Annotated in this window: 17 protein-coding genes and 2 tRNA genes; 8 read left to right on the forward strand and 11 right to left on the reverse strand. The window is 67.8% G+C overall.

What is annotated here, in order from left to right:
• Nucleotides 1-49: 49 nt before the first annotated feature.
• From SAZ01S_RS10120 to SAZ01S_RS10130, 3 genes are all read right to left on the reverse strand, one after another.
• Complete coding sequence (locus SAZ01S_RS10120; RefSeq protein WP_084582155.1) at nt 50-1813, reverse strand: putative bifunctional diguanylate cyclase/phosphodiesterase; 1764 nt, start codon at nt 1811-1813, stop codon at nt 50-52.
• A gap of 69 nt (nt 1814-1882) precedes the next feature.
• Nucleotides 1883-3493 carry an NAD(P)/FAD-dependent oxidoreductase gene (locus SAZ01S_RS10125; RefSeq protein WP_084582156.1) on the reverse strand — a complete coding sequence of 537 codons (1611 nt, stop codon included), beginning with the start codon at nt 3491-3493 and terminating at the stop codon, nt 1883-1885.
• A 227-nt stretch (nt 3494-3720) separates the two neighbouring features.
• On the reverse strand, nt 3721-4152 hold the full coding sequence (locus SAZ01S_RS10130; protein WP_084582202.1) for a MarR family winged helix-turn-helix transcriptional regulator: 432 nt from the start codon (nt 4150-4152) through the stop codon (nt 3721-3723).
• 139 nt (nt 4153-4291) lie between these two features.
• Here SAZ01S_RS10130 and SAZ01S_RS10135 point away from each other — a divergent pair, with 139 nt between their 5' ends.
• Nucleotides 4292-4717 carry an organic hydroperoxide resistance protein gene (locus SAZ01S_RS10135; RefSeq protein ID WP_084582157.1) on the forward strand — a complete coding sequence of 142 codons (426 nt, stop codon included), beginning with the start codon at nt 4292-4294 and terminating at the stop codon, nt 4715-4717.
• 180 nt (nt 4718-4897) lie between these two features.
• On the opposite strand, the gene SAZ01S_RS10140 is transcribed toward SAZ01S_RS10135, so the two are convergent.
• The 4 genes from SAZ01S_RS10140 to SAZ01S_RS10155 all read right to left on the reverse strand — a co-directional run bounded on the left by SAZ01S_RS10140 (nt 4898) and on the right by SAZ01S_RS10155 (nt 7144).
• Nucleotides 4898-5314: a flagellar basal body rod protein FlgC gene (locus tag SAZ01S_RS10140; RefSeq protein ID WP_084582158.1), complete on the reverse strand. Its 417-nt coding sequence runs from the start codon at nt 5312-5314 to the stop codon at nt 4898-4900.
• 122 nt (nt 5315-5436) lie between these two features.
• Nucleotides 5437-6267 carry an alpha/beta fold hydrolase gene (locus SAZ01S_RS10145; RefSeq protein WP_139810025.1) on the reverse strand — a complete coding sequence of 277 codons (831 nt, stop codon included), beginning with the start codon at nt 6265-6267 and terminating at the stop codon, nt 5437-5439.
• 391 nt (nt 6268-6658) lie between these two features.
• Nucleotides 6659-6734: transfer RNA gene (locus tag SAZ01S_RS10150), tRNA-Ala, on the reverse strand.
• A gap of 83 nt (nt 6735-6817) precedes the next feature.
• Nucleotides 6818-7144, reverse strand: coding sequence for a TIGR02300 family protein (locus SAZ01S_RS10155; RefSeq protein WP_084582160.1), 327 nt, complete (start codon nt 7142-7144; stop codon nt 6818-6820).
• 104 nt (nt 7145-7248) lie between these two features.
• Here SAZ01S_RS10155 and aroA point away from each other — a divergent pair, with 104 nt between their 5' ends.
• The 5 genes from aroA (at nt 7249) to SAZ01S_RS10180 (ending at nt 12048) form a co-directional block, all read left to right on the forward strand.
• On the forward strand, nt 7249-8577 hold the full coding sequence (aroA, locus tag SAZ01S_RS10160; protein ID WP_084582161.1) for a 3-phosphoshikimate 1-carboxyvinyltransferase: 1329 nt from the start codon (nt 7249-7251) through the stop codon (nt 8575-8577).
• Nucleotides 8578-8637: 60 nt separating this feature from the next.
• Nucleotides 8638-9264, forward strand: a complete 627-nt coding sequence (gene cmk, locus SAZ01S_RS10165; RefSeq protein WP_084582162.1) for a (d)CMP kinase — start codon at nt 8638-8640, stop codon at nt 9262-9264.
• A 478-nt stretch (nt 9265-9742) separates the two neighbouring features.
• Nucleotides 9743-11455, forward strand: coding sequence for a 30S ribosomal protein S1 (gene rpsA, locus SAZ01S_RS10170; RefSeq protein ID WP_084582163.1), 1713 nt, complete (start codon nt 9743-9745; stop codon nt 11453-11455).
• 180 nt (nt 11456-11635) lie between these two features.
• A complete protein-coding gene (locus SAZ01S_RS10175; RefSeq protein WP_084582164.1) occupies nt 11636-11914 on the forward strand; it encodes an integration host factor subunit beta in 279 nt (92 codons plus the stop codon).
• Nucleotides 11915-11961: 47 nt separating this feature from the next.
• Nucleotides 11962-12048 (forward strand) — tRNA-Leu (locus SAZ01S_RS10180).
• Between the two features lie 12 nt (nt 12049-12060).
• On the opposite strand, the gene SAZ01S_RS10185 is transcribed toward SAZ01S_RS10180, so the two are convergent.
• Nucleotides 12061-12531, reverse strand: a complete 471-nt coding sequence (locus SAZ01S_RS10185; RefSeq protein ID WP_245824755.1) for an NUDIX domain-containing protein — start codon at nt 12529-12531, stop codon at nt 12061-12063.
• Between the two features lie 137 nt (nt 12532-12668).
• Here SAZ01S_RS10185 and SAZ01S_RS10190 point away from each other — a divergent pair, with 137 nt between their 5' ends.
• Nucleotides 12669-14126, forward strand: coding sequence for an ABC transporter substrate-binding protein (locus SAZ01S_RS10190; protein ID WP_084582165.1), 1458 nt, complete (start codon nt 12669-12671; stop codon nt 14124-14126).
• Nucleotides 14127-14135: 9 nt separating this feature from the next.
• On the forward strand, nt 14136-14555 hold the full coding sequence (locus SAZ01S_RS10195; protein WP_084582166.1) for a DUF4112 domain-containing protein: 420 nt from the start codon (nt 14136-14138) through the stop codon (nt 14553-14555).
• 265 nt (nt 14556-14820) lie between these two features.
• Here SAZ01S_RS10195 and SAZ01S_RS10200 read toward each other — a convergent pair whose 3' ends face one another.
• Genes SAZ01S_RS10200 through SAZ01S_RS10210 form a run of 3 tightly spaced genes read right to left on the reverse strand, consistent with a single transcriptional unit; the run spans nt 14821 to nt 17383 of the window.
• Nucleotides 14821-15531 carry a ribonuclease T2 family protein gene (locus SAZ01S_RS10200; protein WP_084582167.1) on the reverse strand — a complete coding sequence of 237 codons (711 nt, stop codon included), beginning with the start codon at nt 15529-15531 and terminating at the stop codon, nt 14821-14823.
• An 11-nt stretch (nt 15532-15542) separates the two neighbouring features.
• Entirely contained in the window at nt 15543-16388 is an 846-nt protein-coding gene (gene nadC / locus SAZ01S_RS10205) for a carboxylating nicotinate-nucleotide diphosphorylase (RefSeq protein WP_084582168.1), read from the reverse strand.
• A gap of 32 nt (nt 16389-16420) precedes the next feature.
• The gene (locus tag SAZ01S_RS10210) at nt 16421-17383 is read right to left on the reverse strand and encodes a helix-turn-helix domain-containing protein (RefSeq protein ID WP_245824757.1); all 963 of its coding nucleotides are present in this window, start codon (nt 17381-17383) and stop codon (nt 16421-16423) included.
• Nucleotides 17384-17490: the final 107 nt, after the last annotated feature.

A 17490-nucleotide genomic window follows, 5' to 3' on the forward strand; every position in this document is an offset into this window, starting at 1 on the left:
CCGCCTTCGGCGGCGGTCCCCCTCCCCCGCTTCGCGAGGGAGGAAATGCTCAAGCTGCGAGTGCGGTCCGCGCGGCAATCCAGTCCGCGAACGCCGCCGCTTCCAGCGGCCGCGCGAACCAATATCCCTGCGCTTCCTCGCACCCCATGCCGGCGAGGATCTTGGCGGCATCCTCGGTCTCGACGCCTTCCGCCACCACGCTGCGACCGAGCTTGTGGATCAGGTCGACCATCGTCTCGACGAGCACATAATCGGCGCCCCAGGGTGCGCTCAGCCCGCGGACAAACGCCTGGTCGATCTTCACCACCTGCGCCGGCACCTGCTGGAGATAGGCAAGGCTGCTATGCCCGGTGCCGAAATCGTCGATCGCCAGCGCGATCCCCGCCTCGGCAAGCTCGCGCAGCATCGCCAGCGCCTTTTCCGGCTCCGCCATCATCGCGCTTTCGGTGAGTTCGATCTCCAGCTGCGCCGGCCGCAGCTGGCGCGTGATCAGCGCCAGTTGGAGGCGCTGGATCAGGTCCGCCTCCATCAGGTTGGCCGCCGAGATGTTGACCGACAGCGTCAGCTCCAGCCCTGCCGCCTGCCATGCGGCAAGCTGGTCGAGCGCAGTATCGAGCACCCACTGGGTCGTCGGGCGCGCGAGCGCAGTCTGTTCGATGATCGGGATGAACTCGGCGGGCGAAACCTCGCCAAGCTCGGGATGGCGCCAGCGCAGCAGCGTTTCCGCGCCCAGACAGCACCCGGTCGCGAGGTCGACCCGCGGCTGATAGACCAGCCGCAACTGGTCGCCCGCCTCCAGCGCCGCGCCGAAATCCTGCAGCAGGTCGTAGTGACGGCGCATCTCGTTGTCGCGATCCGCGGAGTAGAGCGCGATCGCACCGTCGTTCCGGCGCGCATCCTGCGCGGCGCTGGCCGCCCCGCGAAGCACATCCTCCGGCGGTACCTCGCCCAGCCGGAACGGCCGCATGCCGATCGCCACGCTGGTTACGAACCGCACGCTGGATGTCGCCCGGATCGCTTCGAAACCGCGCTCTATCACGGCGATATAGGCCGCCACGTCCACATCGGGCGGCGACAGGAAGGCGAATTGGGTGGTGCCGACATGATAGGCCGTGCGGTCCGCGCCGAGGGCGCTCTGGATCGCGCGCGATGCCTCGCGCACCATTTCGTCGAGCCGCGCCGCGCCCATCGCGCCGACGATCTTCGCGATCTGGTCGTCCCGCGCGAGATCGGCGATCACCGCGATGCGGGCCTGCCCGGGGCAATCGAGCGCCAGGTCGGCAAGGTCGTCCCGGAACTGCGCGCGCGTCGGCAGCCCGCTGATCGGATCGATCCGCCCGAACGCATGCTGAAGCTCGATCTGCTCCATGACCATCGCGGCGAGGTCGGTCAGCGCCGCCAGTTCTTCGGGCGCGGCGAGACGCGGCTCTACACCCAGCACGCACAGCGCGCCGAGTCCGTAGCCGTCCTTGGTCACCAGCGGCGCCCCCGCATAGAAGCGGGTGCCATGCTCGGCGAGCAGGCTTTCGGCGTAGCGAGGGTGTGTCGCGAAGTCCTCGATCACCACCAGATGGCCTTCCTCGGCGACCTCCGCGCAGGGTGCCTTGTCGCGCGGGATGCTGCCATGCTCGACGCCGACGCGCGACTTGAACCATTGCCGGTCCCGGTCGGTCAGCGACACGGCCGCGATCGGCAGGCCGAAGATCTGCGCCGCCATCCGCGTGATACGATCGAAATGCTCGCTAGGCGGCGTGTCGAGCAGCTTCAGCTGGTGCAGCGCGTCCAGCCGCGCCGCTTCGCGGTAATTCTGCACAATCGTTCCCTTCGCCGTTCATTATAGACACGGCGCGGTCGCGATCCGGAATCCCGGAAAATCCGGTGGTTAACCGGCCGTCATGCTCTTCGCCACCGCCTCGGCGATCTTGATGCCGTCGATCGCCGCCGAGAGGATGCCCCCGGCATAGCCCGCGCCCTCCCCCGCCGGGAACAGCCGCGGCGTGTTGAGGCTCTGCAGGTCCGCCCCGCGGGTGATCCGCACCGGCGAAGAGGTGCGAGTCTCCACCCCGGTCATCACCGCCTCGGGATGGTCGTAGCGGGCGATCTGGCGGCCGAACACGGGCAGCGCCTCGCGGAACGCCTCGATCACGAAGTCGGGCAGGCAGGCGGCGAGATCGGTGGGCGTGACGCCCGGCTTGTAGCTCGGCACCACCTGCCCCAGCGCGGTTGAGGGCCGCCCGGCGAGCAGGTCGCCGACCAGCTGGCCCGGCGCGTTGTAGTTGGAGCCACCGGCGAGGAAGGCCGCATCCTCCCATTTGCGCTGCAGTTCGATGCCCGCGAGCGGACCACCCGGATAGTCGCGCGCGGGATCGATCGCCACGACGAGCCCCGAATTGGCGTTGAACTCGGCGCGCGAATATTGGCTCATGCCGTTGGTGACGACGCGGCCCTCCTCGGAGGTGGCCGCCACCACGCGCCCACCCGGGCACATGCAGAAGCTGTAGACGGTACGGCCATTGGCGCAGTGGTGCGACAGCGCATAGGCGGCGGCGCCCAGGTCCGGATGCTTGGCGCAGTTGCCGAAGCGCGCCTGGTCGATCCAGCTCTGCGGATGCTCGATCCGCACGCCGATCGAGAAGGGCTTGGCCTCCAGATGGACGCCCATGCGGTGGAGCATCTCGAAGGTCGGCCGCGCGCTATGGCCCACTGCCAGCACGACATGGTCGGCCTCCAGGAAGCTGCCGTCGTGGAGGTGCAGGCCGCGCATCTTGCGCTCGCCGTCGAGCTCGATCGCGTCGACGCGGGTCTGCCAGCGATATTCGCCGCCCAGTTCCTCGATGGTGCGGCGCATGCTCTCCACCATCGATACGAGGCGGAAGGTGCCGATATGCGGATGCGCCTGCCACAGGATGTCCTCGGGCGCGCCGGCCTTCACGAATTCCTCCAGCACCTTGCGGCCGAGGAAGCGCGGGTCCTTGACCCGGCAATAGAGCTTGCCGTCCGAGAAGGTCCCCGCCCCGCCCTCGCCGAACTGGACGTTGGAATCCGGGTTGAGCTCGGAGCGGCGCCACAGGCCCCAGGTGTCCTTGGTCCGCTCGCGCACGATCTTGCCGCGATCGACGATGATCGGGCGGAAGCCCATCTGGGCGAGGATCAGCCCGGCGAACAGTCCGCACGGCCCCGCACCGATCACCACCGGGCGTAGACCGTTCCAGCCCTCGGGCGCCTGGACGGGCGGGCGGTAGGTCATGTCCGGGGTCGGTCGCACGTCCTTGTCCCCGGCAAGGCGCGCCAGCACCTCGGCTTCGTCGGTCAGATCGACGTCGACGGTATAGACCAGCAGGATCGCGTTGCGCCGCCGCGCATCGTTGCCGCGCTTGAACACGGTGAAGCCACGCACCTCGGCCGGCGCCACGCCCAGCCGCGCCGCGATCGCGGGCGCGAGCGCATCGGCGGGGTGGTCGAGGGGCAGGGAAAGTCCGGACAGGCGCAGCATCGAAACTCGGGTTCCAGCAGATGTGGGGGAGCGTGATCGTCCCTTAGCGTGGTCGAACGGCGCAGCAAACCTGGGATTGCGGACCAACCGCGCGACTAAAATCCTCGTCATTCCCGCAAAGGCGGGAATCCATTTGCCAGGACGCTCGGGGCTGGAACCGCCGGTTCAGCGCCAATGGATCCCTGCCTTCGCGGGGAGGACAGCAAGAAGGAGGGCGCGAAACGCTCTCACTCGCGTGCCAGCGAATCGCGCAGCGCCTGCGCCTCGCGGTTGAGCGCCGCCAGCCGCTCCAGCGTCAGGTCGGTCTTCTCGAGGATCGCCTCGCCCAGGCAGCCGCATTCCTCGCGGATCGCGCGACCCTGCGCGGTGAGGAACACCTGCACCTGGCGTTCGTCCTCGGGGTTCCGCTTGCGCTCGACCAGCCCCGCCGCCTCCAGCCGCTTCACCAGCGGCGTGATCGTGCTCGATTCGAGCGCGAGCCGCTCGCCGATCGCGCCTACCGTACGGCCGTCCTTCTCCCACAGCGCGTGGAGCACCAGATATTGCGGATAGGTGATCCCCAGCCGATCGAGGATCGGCTTGTAGACGCGCGTGATCGCCATGCTCGCGCTGTAGAGCGAGAAGCAGAGCTGGCCGTCGAGCGGAAGCGGGGCAGGCATGGGCAGAAACTCCTTTCCGCCGAAGCTCGGCGGACAAAACATATATCGCGATAAAGAATCCTCTGGACAAGGGGCGCGGCCTCGCCTATCTGATCGTTTATCGCGATAATTATTGTCGCAGCACCAAAGGAGACACTCGATGTCGGTCGATGTGAAGTACACCACCAAGGCAACTGCAACCGGCGGCCGCGACGGCAGCGCGCGCTCGGAAGACGGCGTTCTGGAAGTGAAGCTCTCCACCCCGAAGGAACTGGGCGGCGCCGGCGGCGACGGCACCAATCCGGAGCAGCTGTTCGCGGCGGGCTATTCGGCCTGCTTCATCGGTGCGCTCAAGGCGGTCGGCGCGGGCATGAAGATCAAGGTCCCGGCCGAGACGACGGTCACCGCGACGGTAGGCATCGGCCCGCGTTCGGAAGGCGGCTTCGGCATCACCGCCGATCTGCTCGTCAATCTGCCCGGCCTCGATCGCGAGGTGGCGCAGCAGCTGGTCGACGCCGCGCACCAGGTCTGCCCCTATTCGAACGCGACCCGCGGCAACGTGAATGTCGGCCTGACGCTGGCGTGATCACGCGATGCCCTCTCCCTCCGGTGAGAGGGCATCACTCTCGACAAAATACCCCGTCATCCCCGCGAAGGCGGGGATCCATTGGTGGTGAAGCCGCGGCTCTTTTCCCCGACGTCCTCGCAAATGGATTCCCGCCTTCGCGGGAATGACGATCGTTTTCGAGAAGCTGGCCGGACGCCCTCAGACCCGCATGTCCAGCAGCGAACCCATCATCCGGTCCTCGGTCTTGACCACGGAGAGGTTCGCGCGGAACGAAAAGAGCGCCTTGCGCTGCTCGACATCCTCGCTCGCGAAATCGACGTCGGGCGCCTCGATATTCCCGTCCTCGTCGGCATCCTGCGATTCCGGATCGTAGCGCGGGCCCGTGCCGGGCACCGCCGGCACCGGCTTGGCGTTGACGCCGCCCGCGGCAGCCGCCGCCTGGTAGATCGCAATCGGCTGATAGGCGTGGTTGATCGTCTTGCCGATCGCGTTCGGCGCGGTCACCGCCTTGACGGTCTCGCCGGTCGTGTTCGCGTTGGCGACGTTCTGCGCGCTCACCGTGAGCCGGGTGGCACTGGCCTGGATGCCGCTGAGAGCGATGTTGGTGGCGATCATGGCGCTACTCCAATGCGCCATTGTCGCAGCAGCGCGTAAACGCGCCCTTGCCAACCATGGTTAGCAGCCCGTTCGCCGAAAAGGCTGCGCCCGCCCGATCGCCGGACGCAGCCCTCTCCCCATCACTTGCGGATGAACGCCAGCAGATCGGGGTTCAGCACGTCGGCGTGCGTGGTCAGCATGCCGTGCGGGAAGCCCTTGTAGACCTTGAGCTCGCCATTCTTGACCAGCTTGACGCCGAGCATCGCCGAATCCGCGATCGGCACGATCTGGTCGTCGTCGCCATGCATGAACAGTACCGGCACCTGGATCTTCTTGAGATCCTCGGTCTGGTCGGTTTCCGAGAACACCTTGATGCAGTCATACTGCGCCTTGGCGCCGCCGATCATGCCCTGGCGCCACCAGTTCTGGATCACGCCCGGCGAGACCTTCGCGCCCGGACGGTTGAAGCCGTAGAACGGCCCCGACGGCACATCGAGGTAGAATTGCGCGCGGTTGGCGGCGAGCGCGGCGCGGAAGCCGTCGAACACCTCGATCGGCAGCCCGCCGGGGTTGTTCGCGGTCTTGAGCATCAGCGGCGGGATCGCGCCGACCAGCACCGCCTTGGCGACACGGCCCGGCTTGGACCGCGCGACATAGGCCGCGACCTCGCCGCCGCCGGTAGAATGGCCGATATGCACGGCATTCTTCAGGTCGAGCGCATCGGCCAACTCGATCACGTCGGCGGCATAGGTCGCCATGTCGTTGCCGGTGTCGGTCTGGGTCGAGCGACCATGACCGCGGCGATCATGCGCGATGACGCGGTAGCCCTTTTCCAGGAAATACAGCATCTGCGCGTCCCAATCGTCCGCACTCAGCGGCCAGCCATGGTGGAAGACAATCGGCTGGGCGGTCTTGGGGCCCCAGTCCTTGTAAAAGATCGTCGTGCCGTCCTTGACCGTGATCGTCGCCATGTTCGCTTCTCCGTGATGTGAATGGCCCTGCGCCATCGCCTGTGCCGCCGGCGCGATCGCCACGACCGCTCCGATGGCCAGCGTCCCCTCGAGCAGTTCGCGGCGCGTGACGTGCGCCAAGTCTCCGAACCTGTTCATCCCCCGCGCTCCTGTTTTTTGAAGTCCGTGCCGATCCGGCAAGGGCGCGTACGCCACGCCCGATCGGCTGCGCTGACCATGGCAGCAGCGTAGCGGCGGCGGAATCGAACGCTGGTATAGGGGAACCACCCCGCGGGTGGAGCTATGCGCGCAGGGCGCAGACGCGAGAAAGGGCGCACGGCATCGCGGGGAAGAACCCCGCGGCACCCTACGCCGCGATCACACAAACCATGTCGTGAAGGGGGGGGGGAAATGGTGGAGCCGAGGGGGATCGAACCCCTGACCTTCGCAATGCCATTGCGACGCTCTCCCAGCTGAGCTACGGCCCCATTCCCCGGGAAGGCGGCCCCTCTATAAGGGGCTCGCCGGGTTGGCAAGCGCCTTTTTTCGCGCTTGCCAAATTTTTTCGAACTTACTGCTCGTCGTCGTCGCTGGCAGTCTCGACGCCCAGGTCGTCGTCGCCGCCCAGATCGACGTCGTCGTCCGGCGAGGGCTCCTCGTCGTCGGCACCGATGTCGAGATCGTCATCGCCCACCAGATCCGAATCCTCGGCTTCCGGCTTGTCGCTATTGGCCTTTACTGCCTCGAACGGCAGCGGCTGCTTCGACTTCAGGATGGGCTCGGGCTCCCAGGCGAAACCGCAATTGATGCAGGTGACCGGCTCGTCCTTGGTCAGATCATAGAAGCGCGTACCGCACTTCGGGCAGCTGCGCTTGGTGCCCCATTCCGGCTTCACCATGTGTTGCCTCTTCGCCTTTCGCTGTGTTCGGAGATTTCGGGATATGATCCCGGAAAGTGGGGCGCGCCTTGCCATGCTGCAAGCCGCCTGTCAAAGCCGCGCCCATGTCGAACACCGATCCCCGCCCTCTCACCCTCGCCGCGCGCGGTCCGCTGCGCGGCACCGTTACCGTTCCCGGCGACAAGTCGATCAGCCACCGCGCAATCATGTTTTCCGCGCTCGCCATTGGAGAGAGCCGGATCGAGGGGCTGCTGGAGGGAGAGGATGTGCTCGCCACCGCTGCAGCGATGCGCGCAATGGGCGCCCAGGTCGAGCGCGGCGAAGACGGCGTCTGGCGCGTCCACGGCGTCGGCGTTGGCGGGCTGCAGCAGCCGGCCCAGGCGCTCGACATGGGCAATTCCGGGACCTCGACCCGCCTGCTGATGGGGCTGGTCGCCAGCCACGGCATCACCGCCACCTTCACCGGCGATGCCTCTCTTTCGGGCCGCCCGATGGGCCGCGTGATCGAGCCGCTGAGCCAGATGGGCGCCGAGATCACCGCCAGCCCCGGCGGCCGCCTGCCGCTGATGCTCCGCGGCATGTGCCCGGCGGTGCCGATCGAATACACCCTTCCCGTCGCCTCGGCGCAGGTGAAGTCGGCGATCCTGCTCGCCGGCCTCAACACGCCGGGCATCACCCGCGTGATCGAGCCGGTCCCCACCCGCGACCATAGCGAGCGGATGCTGCGCGGGTTCGGCGCCGAGCTGACCGTGGAAGACGGCCCCGACGGCAAGATCATTGCGATCACCGGCGAGGCCGAGCTCAAGCCCCAGCACATCGTCGTGCCGGGCGACCCCTCCTCCGCCGGCTTCTGGATGGTCGCCGCGTCGATCGTACCGGGTTCGGAAATCACCATCGCCAATGTCTGCATGAACCCGACGCGCACCGGCCTGATCACCGCGCTGCGCATGATGGGCGCCGACATCGCCGAGACCAACGCCCGCACCGTCGGCGGCGAACCGGTCGCCGACCTGGTCGTGCGCCACGCGCCGCTCAAGGCGATCGAAGTCCCCGCCGACCTCGCCCCGAGCATGATCGACGAATATCCGGTGCTGTTCGTCGCCGCGTCGCTGGCCGAAGGCCGCACCGTCGCGCGGGGCGCGCACGAGCTGCGCGTCAAGGAGTCGGATCGCATCGCCGCCATGCGCGCGGCGCTCGAAGCCTGCGGCGTCGTGACCGAGGAGTTCGAGGACGGCCTCGCCATCCAGGGTTCGGCGGGCGCACCGCTCGCCGGCGGGGGATCGGTCGCGACGCTGCTTGACCACCGCATCGCGATGAGCATGACGGTGGCCGCGCTGGCGGCGCACGCCCCGATCGCGATCGACGACGTCGCCCCGGTGGCGACCAGCTATCCGAATTTCTTCCCCACGCTCGACGCACTGACGACCCGGTAATTGCGCCAAGTGGAGGGCAAGTCCCTTGACGTGCGTCGCCCGTATCGCGAGGGGGAGCGCATGATTATCGCAGTCGACGGCCCGGCAGCTTCGGGCAAGGGCACCATCGCGCGCGCCCTCGCCCGGCATTATCACTTGCCGCATCTGGACACCGGCCTGCTCTATCGCGCCGTCGCCGCCACGGTACTGCGCGAGGGCCTGGATCCAACCAAGGAAGCCGACGCCGTCGCTGCCTGCGGATTTGACGATTCGCTGCTTGCCGATCCGATGCTACGCACCGACGAGGTCGGCCAGACCGCCTCGATCGTCTCGGCGTACCCGCTGGTGCGCGCGGCGCTGCTCGCCCGGCAGAAGCGCTTTGCCCAGCAGCCTGGCGGCGCGCTGCTCGATGGCCGCGACATCGGCACCGTGATCGCGCCCGACGCCGAGGTGAAGCTGTTCGTCAAGGCGACGCCGATGATCCGCGCCCAGCGCCGGCATCTCGAACTGCGCAAGAACGGCATCAATGTCAGCCTCGACAAGGTGCTGGCCGACATTCGCTCCAGGGACGAGCGCGACTCGCAGCGCAGCGAGGCGCCGCTGGTGCAGGCAGACGATGCGGTGACGCTGGATACCAGCTTCCTGTCGATCGACGCGGCGGTGCAGCGGGCGATCGAGATCGTCGAGAAGAAGCGGACGACCGCTTAAGCCCCTCCCCTTCAGGGGAGGGGTTGGGGTGGGGCAGTGTCTCACCGAGACCAACGAGCGTTCTGGAATCCCTCCACCCCCAACCCCTCCTCCAAGGAGGAGGGGCTAAGTACTGGGACGGCGATTGCCCTGCCCGCTGACCGCCCCGCGCCTGGCGGCGCGGCCCCTCCACCATTGGCTGCGCCAATGGTCCCCCTCCCCGTGCCGGGGAGGAGCTGGGAGCTGCCGAAAACCTTGCTTTCTCACCCCATCCGCAGTATGGCGCGCACGTCCTGCGGGCGGGTGCTCGTGGGGGATGGCGCTGGGAGCCTCGCTTCCATGCGCCCTTTTCGCGTTTCGGCGCGACTTGCTCGTCCTCCACTGGAACCCGCACGAAGGATGTCGCGACCGGCATTCGGCCGCCGCGGCGTTTCTGGCCCTCAAGACCGCCGGATCCAACCGGCTGGCCGGAAAAACGAACGTTAGGAACCTCTTTTTTATGGCCACTACGGCAACACCTTCCCGCGACGATTTCGCGGCACTGCTCGACGAAACCTTCGGTCAGGCGGACGGCTTTGAAGGCCGCGTCGTGATCGGCACCGTCACCGGCATCGAGAACGACCTTGCCGTCATCGACGTGGGCCTCAAGTCCGAAGGCCGCGTGCCGCTGCGCGAATTCGCAGCGCCGGGCCAAAAGGCGGACCTCAAGGTCGGCGACGAAGTCGAAGTCTATGTCGACCGCGTCGAGAACGCGAACGGCGAAGCGATGCTCAGCCGCGACCGCGCCCGCCGCGAAGCCGCCTGGGACAAGCTCGAGGCGGAATTCGCCCAGAACACCCGTGTCGAAGGCGTCATCTTCGGCCGCGTCAAGGGCGGCTTCACCGTCGACCTCAACGGCGCCGTGGCCTTCCTGCCGGGCAGCCAGGTCGACATCCGTCCGGTGCGCGACGTCACCCCGCTGATGGACATCGCCCAGCCCTTCCAGATCCTCAAGATGGACCGCAAGCGCGGCAACATCGTCGTGTCGCGTCGCGCGGTGCTCGAGGAAACCCGCGCCGAGCAGCGTTCGGGCCTGATCCAGAGCCTCGCCGAGGGCCAGGTGATCGACGGCGTCGTCAAGAACATCACCGATTACGGTGCGTTCGTCGACCTGGGCGGCATCGACGGCCTGCTGCACGTCACCGACCTGAGCTACAAGCGCGTCAACCACCCGTCGGAAGTGCTGAACATCGGCGACACCGTCCGCGTTCAGATCATCCGCATCAACCGCGACACGCAGCGCATCTCGCTGGGCATGAAGCAGCTCGAGAGCGATCCGTGGGATGGCGCGAGCGTGAAGTACCCGGTCGGCGCCAAGCTGTCGGGCCGCGTCACGAACATCACCGAATATGGTGCGTTCGTCGAGCTGGAAGCCGGCATCGAGGGCCTGGTCCACGTCTCGGAAATGAGCTGGACCAAGAAGAACGTCCATCCGGGCAAGATCGTCTCGACCTCGCAGGAAGTCGATGTGGTCGTGCTCGAGGTCGATCAGGAAAAGCGCCGCATCTCGCTCGGCCTCAAGCAGGCGCAGCAGAATCCGTGGGAACGTTTCGCCGAAGAGCACCCGGTCGGTTCGACCGTCGAGGGCGAAGTCAAGAACGCCACCGAGTTCGGCCTGTTCATCGGTCTGGACAACGACGTCGACGGCATGGTCCACATGTCCGACATCGCCTGGGGCATCTCGGGTGAAGACGCGCTGGCGCTGCACCGCAAGGGCGAGATGGTGAAGGCCGTCGTCCTCGCGGTCGAAGCCGACAAGGAGCGCATCTCGCTCGGCATGAAGCAGCTCGAGCGTGGCGGCGTCGCCGCTGCCGGTTCCACCGGTGGTGCGGATCGCCTCGGCAAGAACGCGGTCGTCACCGTCACCGTCCTCGAAGTCCGCGACGCGGGCCTCGAAGTGCAGGTGGGCGACGATGGCGCGACCGGCTTCATCAAGCGCACCGATCTCGGCCGCGACCGTGACGAGCAGCGTCCGGAGCGTTTCCAGGTCGGCCAGAAGTTCGACGCGATGGTCACCGGCTTTGATCGTTCGAAGAAGCCGACCTTCTCGGTCAAGGCGATGCAGATCGCCGAAGAGAAGCAGGCCGTGCAGCAGTATGGCTCGTCCGACTCGGGCGCGTCGCTGGGCGACATTCTGGGTGAGGCCCTCAAGGCCCGCAGCCAGAACAACTAATTTCCTTCTGAAGGGAGGGCCCGGGAGCAGCAAAAGCCGCTCCCGGGCCCTTCTTTTTTGATTTTAGGGTACCATCAACCACATCTTCTGGTTGATGCAGATTGGCAAAAAGCGCTAGGGTTTCCTTGGGGATAGCCGTTCGCGGCCATTTTGGGCGCGTTCGCCAAGGGAGGGGCGCGGATGATCCGTTCTGAGTTGGTTCAATTGCTGGTGCAGGAAAATCCCGGGCTCTCCGTCCGGGAAGTCGAAAAGATCGTCTCGATCTTCTTCGACGAGATCGTTGCCCGGCTGAGTGAGGATGGCCGCGTCGAGCTGCGCGGCTTTGGCGCATTCTCGACCCGCGCGCGCGATGCCCGCGTGGGCCGCAATCCGCGGACGGGGGAGTCCGTGGAGGTGGACGCCAAGCGCGTTCCCTATTTCAAGCCCGGCAAGGAAATGCGCATTCGCCTCAATATGTGATGCGCGCTTGACACGCGGCGTGCGGCAGCGTCTTGCCTGCCGCCCACGCGGACGTGGCGGAACCGGTAGACGCCGGAGACTTAAAATCTTCTGCCCCTCGGGGCGTGCGGGTTCGAGTCCCGCCGTCCGCACCAGGCTCGCCTGAATCACCAGGCTTCGGAGATCGGATGCCCCTGTCGCCATTCGGCAAGGCGGCGCCCGGTCCCTGCGGTGATGCCCGGCGGCAACGCGTCCGGCGCGAACGCCGCCGCCTCGACGATTTCCAGCGAGGGCCGGAACGCGAAGGCCACCTGTTCGACCACCGCCAGCGTCACCGTGTCGCGGCGAAAGTTCGGACGGTGCTGCAGCGTGCCGAGGAGGCGCACCGGACCATGCGAAACCATGCCGATCTCCTCGCGCAATTCGCGCAGTACGGCCTGCTCGGCGGTTTCACCAGGCTCGTGGCCACCGCCCGGCAGATGCCAGCCCTCCAGGTAGCTATGCCGGACCAGCACCACCTGCCCCTCCGGCGTCAATGCGATCGCGCGCACGCCGCGGGTCTGCGGCCGGGTAACGAACCAGCCGATCGTCCGAACCGCGAGATAACCGCGCAGCGCCACCGAAATCGCGGCGGACACGGCAGGATGCGAGCGGAATCGAGAGCGCGTCATATCCCGACGTGATAGGCCCAGACGGCCCCCCGCGATACCTCCCGGGCTTGGCAGCGTGCGTTTGCTTCCATAGAGCTTGGCGCTTCGTCGCCCGGGATCCGCCGATGCCTCGCCTGCGCCTGCCCTTGATCGCCCTTCTGCTGACCGCCACGGCCTGCAGCCAGACCGGCCAGCGCAAGGACGACGCGCCGGTGGTGGTGAGCGCGATCGGCAGCGAGCGGCTGCTCGTCGACCCCGCGACGACGGTGATCGACGAGGCGCAGGCGGTCGCGCTTGCCGCCACCGCCCAGGGCCTGGTCCGCTACGACCGCACCGGCCAGATCGAGCCGGCGCTGGCCGAGCGGTGGAACGTGTTCGACGACGCGCGCAGCTATATCTTCCGGCTCGGCGAAGCGACCTGGCCGGATGGCCAGCCGGTCACCGCCGGCGAAATCGTCCGCGCGCTGCGCCGGGCCATCGCCGCCAATCGCCAGAGCAGGCTGGCGCCGCATCTCGCCGTGATCGACGAGATCGTCGAAATGACTCCGCAGGTGATCGAGGTCCGCCTCAAGAGCCCGCGCCCGGACCTGCTGAACCTGTTCGCCCAGCCGGAACTGGCGGTATTCCGACCCCGCAGCGTCGCCGGTTCCGGCCCGTTCCGAATCGTGCCGGGCAAGCGCGACGGCCTGCTGCTCCGCCCCGCCGAGACGCCGGGCGACGATCCCAAGGCGGCGCCCGCGCCGCAGGACTTCGTCCGGCTGCGGGGCGAGCGCGCCGCCGCGGCGATCGCCCGTTTCCGCACCGGTGCCTCGGATCTGGTGCTGGGCGGCACGCTCGTCGACTGGCCGATCGTGGCAGCGGCAGGAATCGCCCCCGAAAACATCCACATCGATTCCGCGATCGGGCTGTTCGGGCTCGCGATCCTGCACCGCGAGGGGTTCCTCTCCACGCCGCAGAACCGCGCGGCGCTGGCCATGGCGATCGACCGGGCGGCGCTGACATCCGCGATCGCGCCGGACTGGGCGCCCGCCGAGACGATCCTGCCCGCCCAACTCGATTCGGCGGCACCGCCTGCGCCCGGCAGCTGGATGACGGTCGCCCCGGACCAGCGCCGTGCGCTCGCGGCCCAGCGGGTGCGCGAGTGGCAGGCAGTGCATCGCGGACCGGTGGACATCACCATCGCACTTCCCGGCGGCGCAGGGGCGACGCTGCTCTGGGGCCACCTCGCCGCGTCGATGATCGCGATCGGCATCACGCCGCACCGCGTCGGCATTGGCGATCCGAGCGCCGATATCGAACTGGTCGACCAGGTGGCGCCCTATGACAGCGGCCGCTGGTACCTTGCCAATGCCTGCCGCGCCTGTTCGGACGATGCGGCGACGCTGATCGCCGCCGCGCGCGACGCGCCGGACCTCTACAACCGCACCCACCGCATCGCCGAGGCGGACGCGATGCTTGCCAGCGACGTCGCGTTCATTCCGATCGCGCAGCCGCTGCGCTGGTCGATCGTCGCGCTGCGGCTGATCAACTGGCAGGGGAACGCGCGCGCCTGGCACCCGTTGAACCACCTGCGCAAGCAGTGAGGTCAGGGAATGGCACGGGCGACAAGGCTCAACGAGGGTTTCGCGCAGCGGCTGCCGATCGGCACCGATGCGACGGCCGTACGCCAGCGGGTCGAGGCGATGGAGCGGCTGCTCGAAGGCATGGTGACGATCCCCGGCACGCACCGGAAGGTCGGGCTGGACGTGCTGTTGGACTTCGTGCCGGCGGTCGGCCCCAGCGTCGCGGCGGCGATGGGCGCCTATCTCGCCTGGGAAGCGCGCAACCTGGGCATGCCGAAGCGCACGATCGCGCGCATGGCCGGCAATATCGGCGTCGACTGGGCGCTGGGGATGATTCCCTTCGTCGGCGCGGTGCCGGACTTCTTCTTCCGATCCAACACGCGCAACCTGAAGCTGATCAAGCGGTTCCTCGACAAGCACCACCCTTCGAGCCGGGTGATCGAGGTGTGAGGTGCGCCCCCTTCAGCCCCTCCCCTGAAGGGCAGGGCAATCGCATTTGGAACCTCGCGACGACGGCACGTCCAAAACAATCGTCATCCCGGCGGAAGCCGGGATCCATTCGCGCTGAAATGGCGGTTCTTTCCCCCCGCGTCGAGGGCAATGGATCCCGGCTTTCGCCGGGATGACGATGTGCGGCATGGTGAGTCCGCCTCAATGCACCTTGGTATTAGAGCGCCTTCGCCCACGGTGAAAACACTCTAGTATTAGAAGTGGGTCACCGCCCCCGCCAGATCTTCAGCGCCGCATCGTCGGTCGCGCCGCCCGTCCCCGCCTCGCAGCGGCGGTAGCGGAAGCGGGTGTCGAGGCACAGCCACAGCTCGTCGAGCCAGCCTTCCCTGGTCGTCGTCACCCGGATCGCGCTGGCCGGGATCGCACGGTTCTTTGCGGCGAACGCGCGCTTGAAGTCGCCCACCGTCAGCGGCCCGCGCGAGAGCGCGTCCATGTCGGGGTAGCGAATCGCGCGGTACAGGCTGGTCGAGCGCTGGAAATAGGCGTCGGGCGTGGTCTGCATGCAGGTGCCGTGCTTGGCCCATTCGTGCTGGATCAGCTGTTCGGAAGGCGTCGCGCACATCGTCTTGCGGATCAGCGCCGGCGGCAGGATCGGCGTGGCCTTGCAATATTGCGGCCACAGCTTGCCGCGCCCATCCGGCCACAGCCCGTGCAGGGTGAAACCGAAGCGGTTCTCGCCGCCGCACTGAAAGGCCTTGTCCGGCGCGTCGCCATGGGCACGGCAGAAGCCCGGTGCCCAGGTCAGCGCCAGCGTATAGCTGCCGATCGGTAGCACCCGCTGCGGCTCCTTGGCGCTCGGCAGTTCGGGCAAGGGTCGCTCGACCTTGCTCGGCACCACGCACATCTGCGCCTGCGCCAGCGCCGCCCCCGGCAGCAGCGCCATCATTGCCGCGAAGCTTCCCAGAAACACCTTCATGCCCCTCTCCCTCACAATGCCGCGAAATCGAGACCGATATCGGCAGCGGGCGCCGATTGGGTCAGCCGGCCGACGCTGACATAGGTCACGCCGGTTTCCGCGATCGCGCGAATCGTGTCGAGCCGCACCCCGCCCGAGGCTTCGGTCGGCACGCGCCCGGCGACCAGCGCGACCGCCTCGCGCAGCACCGGCGGCGGCATGTTGTCGAGCAGCAGATGGGTAGCACCGGCCACCAGCGCCGGTTCGATCTGGCCGATCCGGTCGACCTCGACGATGATCCGCGCGATCCCCGCCGCCACTGCACGCGCGACCGCAGCCTCGACCGAACCGGCGACCGCGACATGGTTGTCCTTGATCATCGCCGCGTCCCACAGGCCCATGCGATGGTTGGTCGCGCCGCCCATGCGCGTCGCGTATTTCTCGAGCACGCGCAGGCCCGGCAGCGTCTTGCGGGTATCGAGCAGCGTTGCGCCGGTGCCGGCGATCGCATCGACATAGCTGCGCGTCATCGTCGCGATGCCGCTCAGATGCTGGACCGTGTTGAGCGCCGAACGCTCGGCGGTGAGCAGCGCCCGCGCCTGCCCGCGCAGCCGCAGCAGCGCGGTGCCCGCCGCCACCTGCGCGCCGTCCTCGACCAGCCGCTCGATCGCGACCTCGGGATCGAGCGCGCGAAAGAACGCCTCGGCGATCCCCAGCCCCGCGACGGTGATCGGATCGCGGCTGTCCATCACGCCGGCGAACCGCGCCTCGGCCGGAATCACGGCGGCGGCGGTGATGTCGCCGGCATCGCCCAGATCCTCGGCCAGGGTAGCGCGGACGAACGAGTCGCAATCGAAGCCGGGAAGCGCGAAGGTCATGGCGGGCCTGTAGAATCCCCGGGCGTGCGCGTCTATGCGAACTGCAGCAGCGCCGGCCGGGGCGCGAGATAATTGGCCTCCGGCGCGTCGAAGCGGAAGCCGCCCGCAGCAAGGCGAATCAGGATCTGCCGCACATGAAGCATGCTGGTGCGGCGCTCCTCGGTTCGGGCGGGATCGGTATGAATCGCCTCGGCCAGCACCACCCCGCGGGCACGCCGTACCAGCACCCCCGCCTCGATCATCGCCGCGACACGCCGGTGCGCGGTCGACGCCGGCAGGCCGAGCGCGCGGGCGACGGCGCCGGTCGACACCGGCTGGCACAGCCCCTCGGGCGGCGGTACCCCATCGTCGGCATAGGCCATCGCCAGGTCGCGACTCCGAACCAGCGGCCGGGCATTGGCGCACAGGATCGCGTTGGCCAGCACCATGTCGGTCCAGGACTGGTGGCGATGGGCGTGGAATTCGATCCCGGTCAGCAGCACGTCGTGCGCCGCGGCCAGCCCGGTGTGCCAATCATAGGCGCGGTGCGCGCGCGTGTCCGGCAGCGGCAGGCCGAAGCGGGCGAAATCTTCCGTCACCCGTACCAGCGCATCATGGTTGCTGCGGAACAGCGCCTGGATCTCCGGACGTCCATGCACCGCTTCGGGCACCGTCACGCCGGCCGGTCCGCGCACACACAGCCCCATGGCGCACAGCGCGTGGATATGGCGCCGCATCGTCTCGAACGGGCGGCCCAGCGACGCCGCGAGTGCGTTGATGCTGATCGCCTTGGCGCCCCGCCCTTCGCCGCCGGCATGCCCGGCGCCGTGCGGCGACAGCATCTCGCTCGCCCGCGCCACCACCATGAAGATGATCGCGCGATCCAGATCCCCGCCCAGCGCCCGAATCCCCGCCGCGATCATCGTCGTTTCCAGCTCGGCAATCAGGCGGACCATCAGGCTGGCGCGGGGCAACGGACCCTGCCTGCGATCGGGTGCCGGAACGGATCGGATCATATCCTGCATCGACAAAATCGGTCCGCGCGGGATGGAAGCATGCAAGCCCTCATTCCCCCACCAGAATGAGTACCCGAAAGTTTGCGAATCATTCCTAGCCCATATCA

The sequence above is a fragment of the Sphingomonas azotifigens NBRC 15497 genome (assembly GCF_002091475.1).
In the GTDB taxonomy this organism is placed as follows: Bacteria; Pseudomonadota; Alphaproteobacteria; order Sphingomonadales; family Sphingomonadaceae; genus Sphingomonas; species Sphingomonas azotifigens.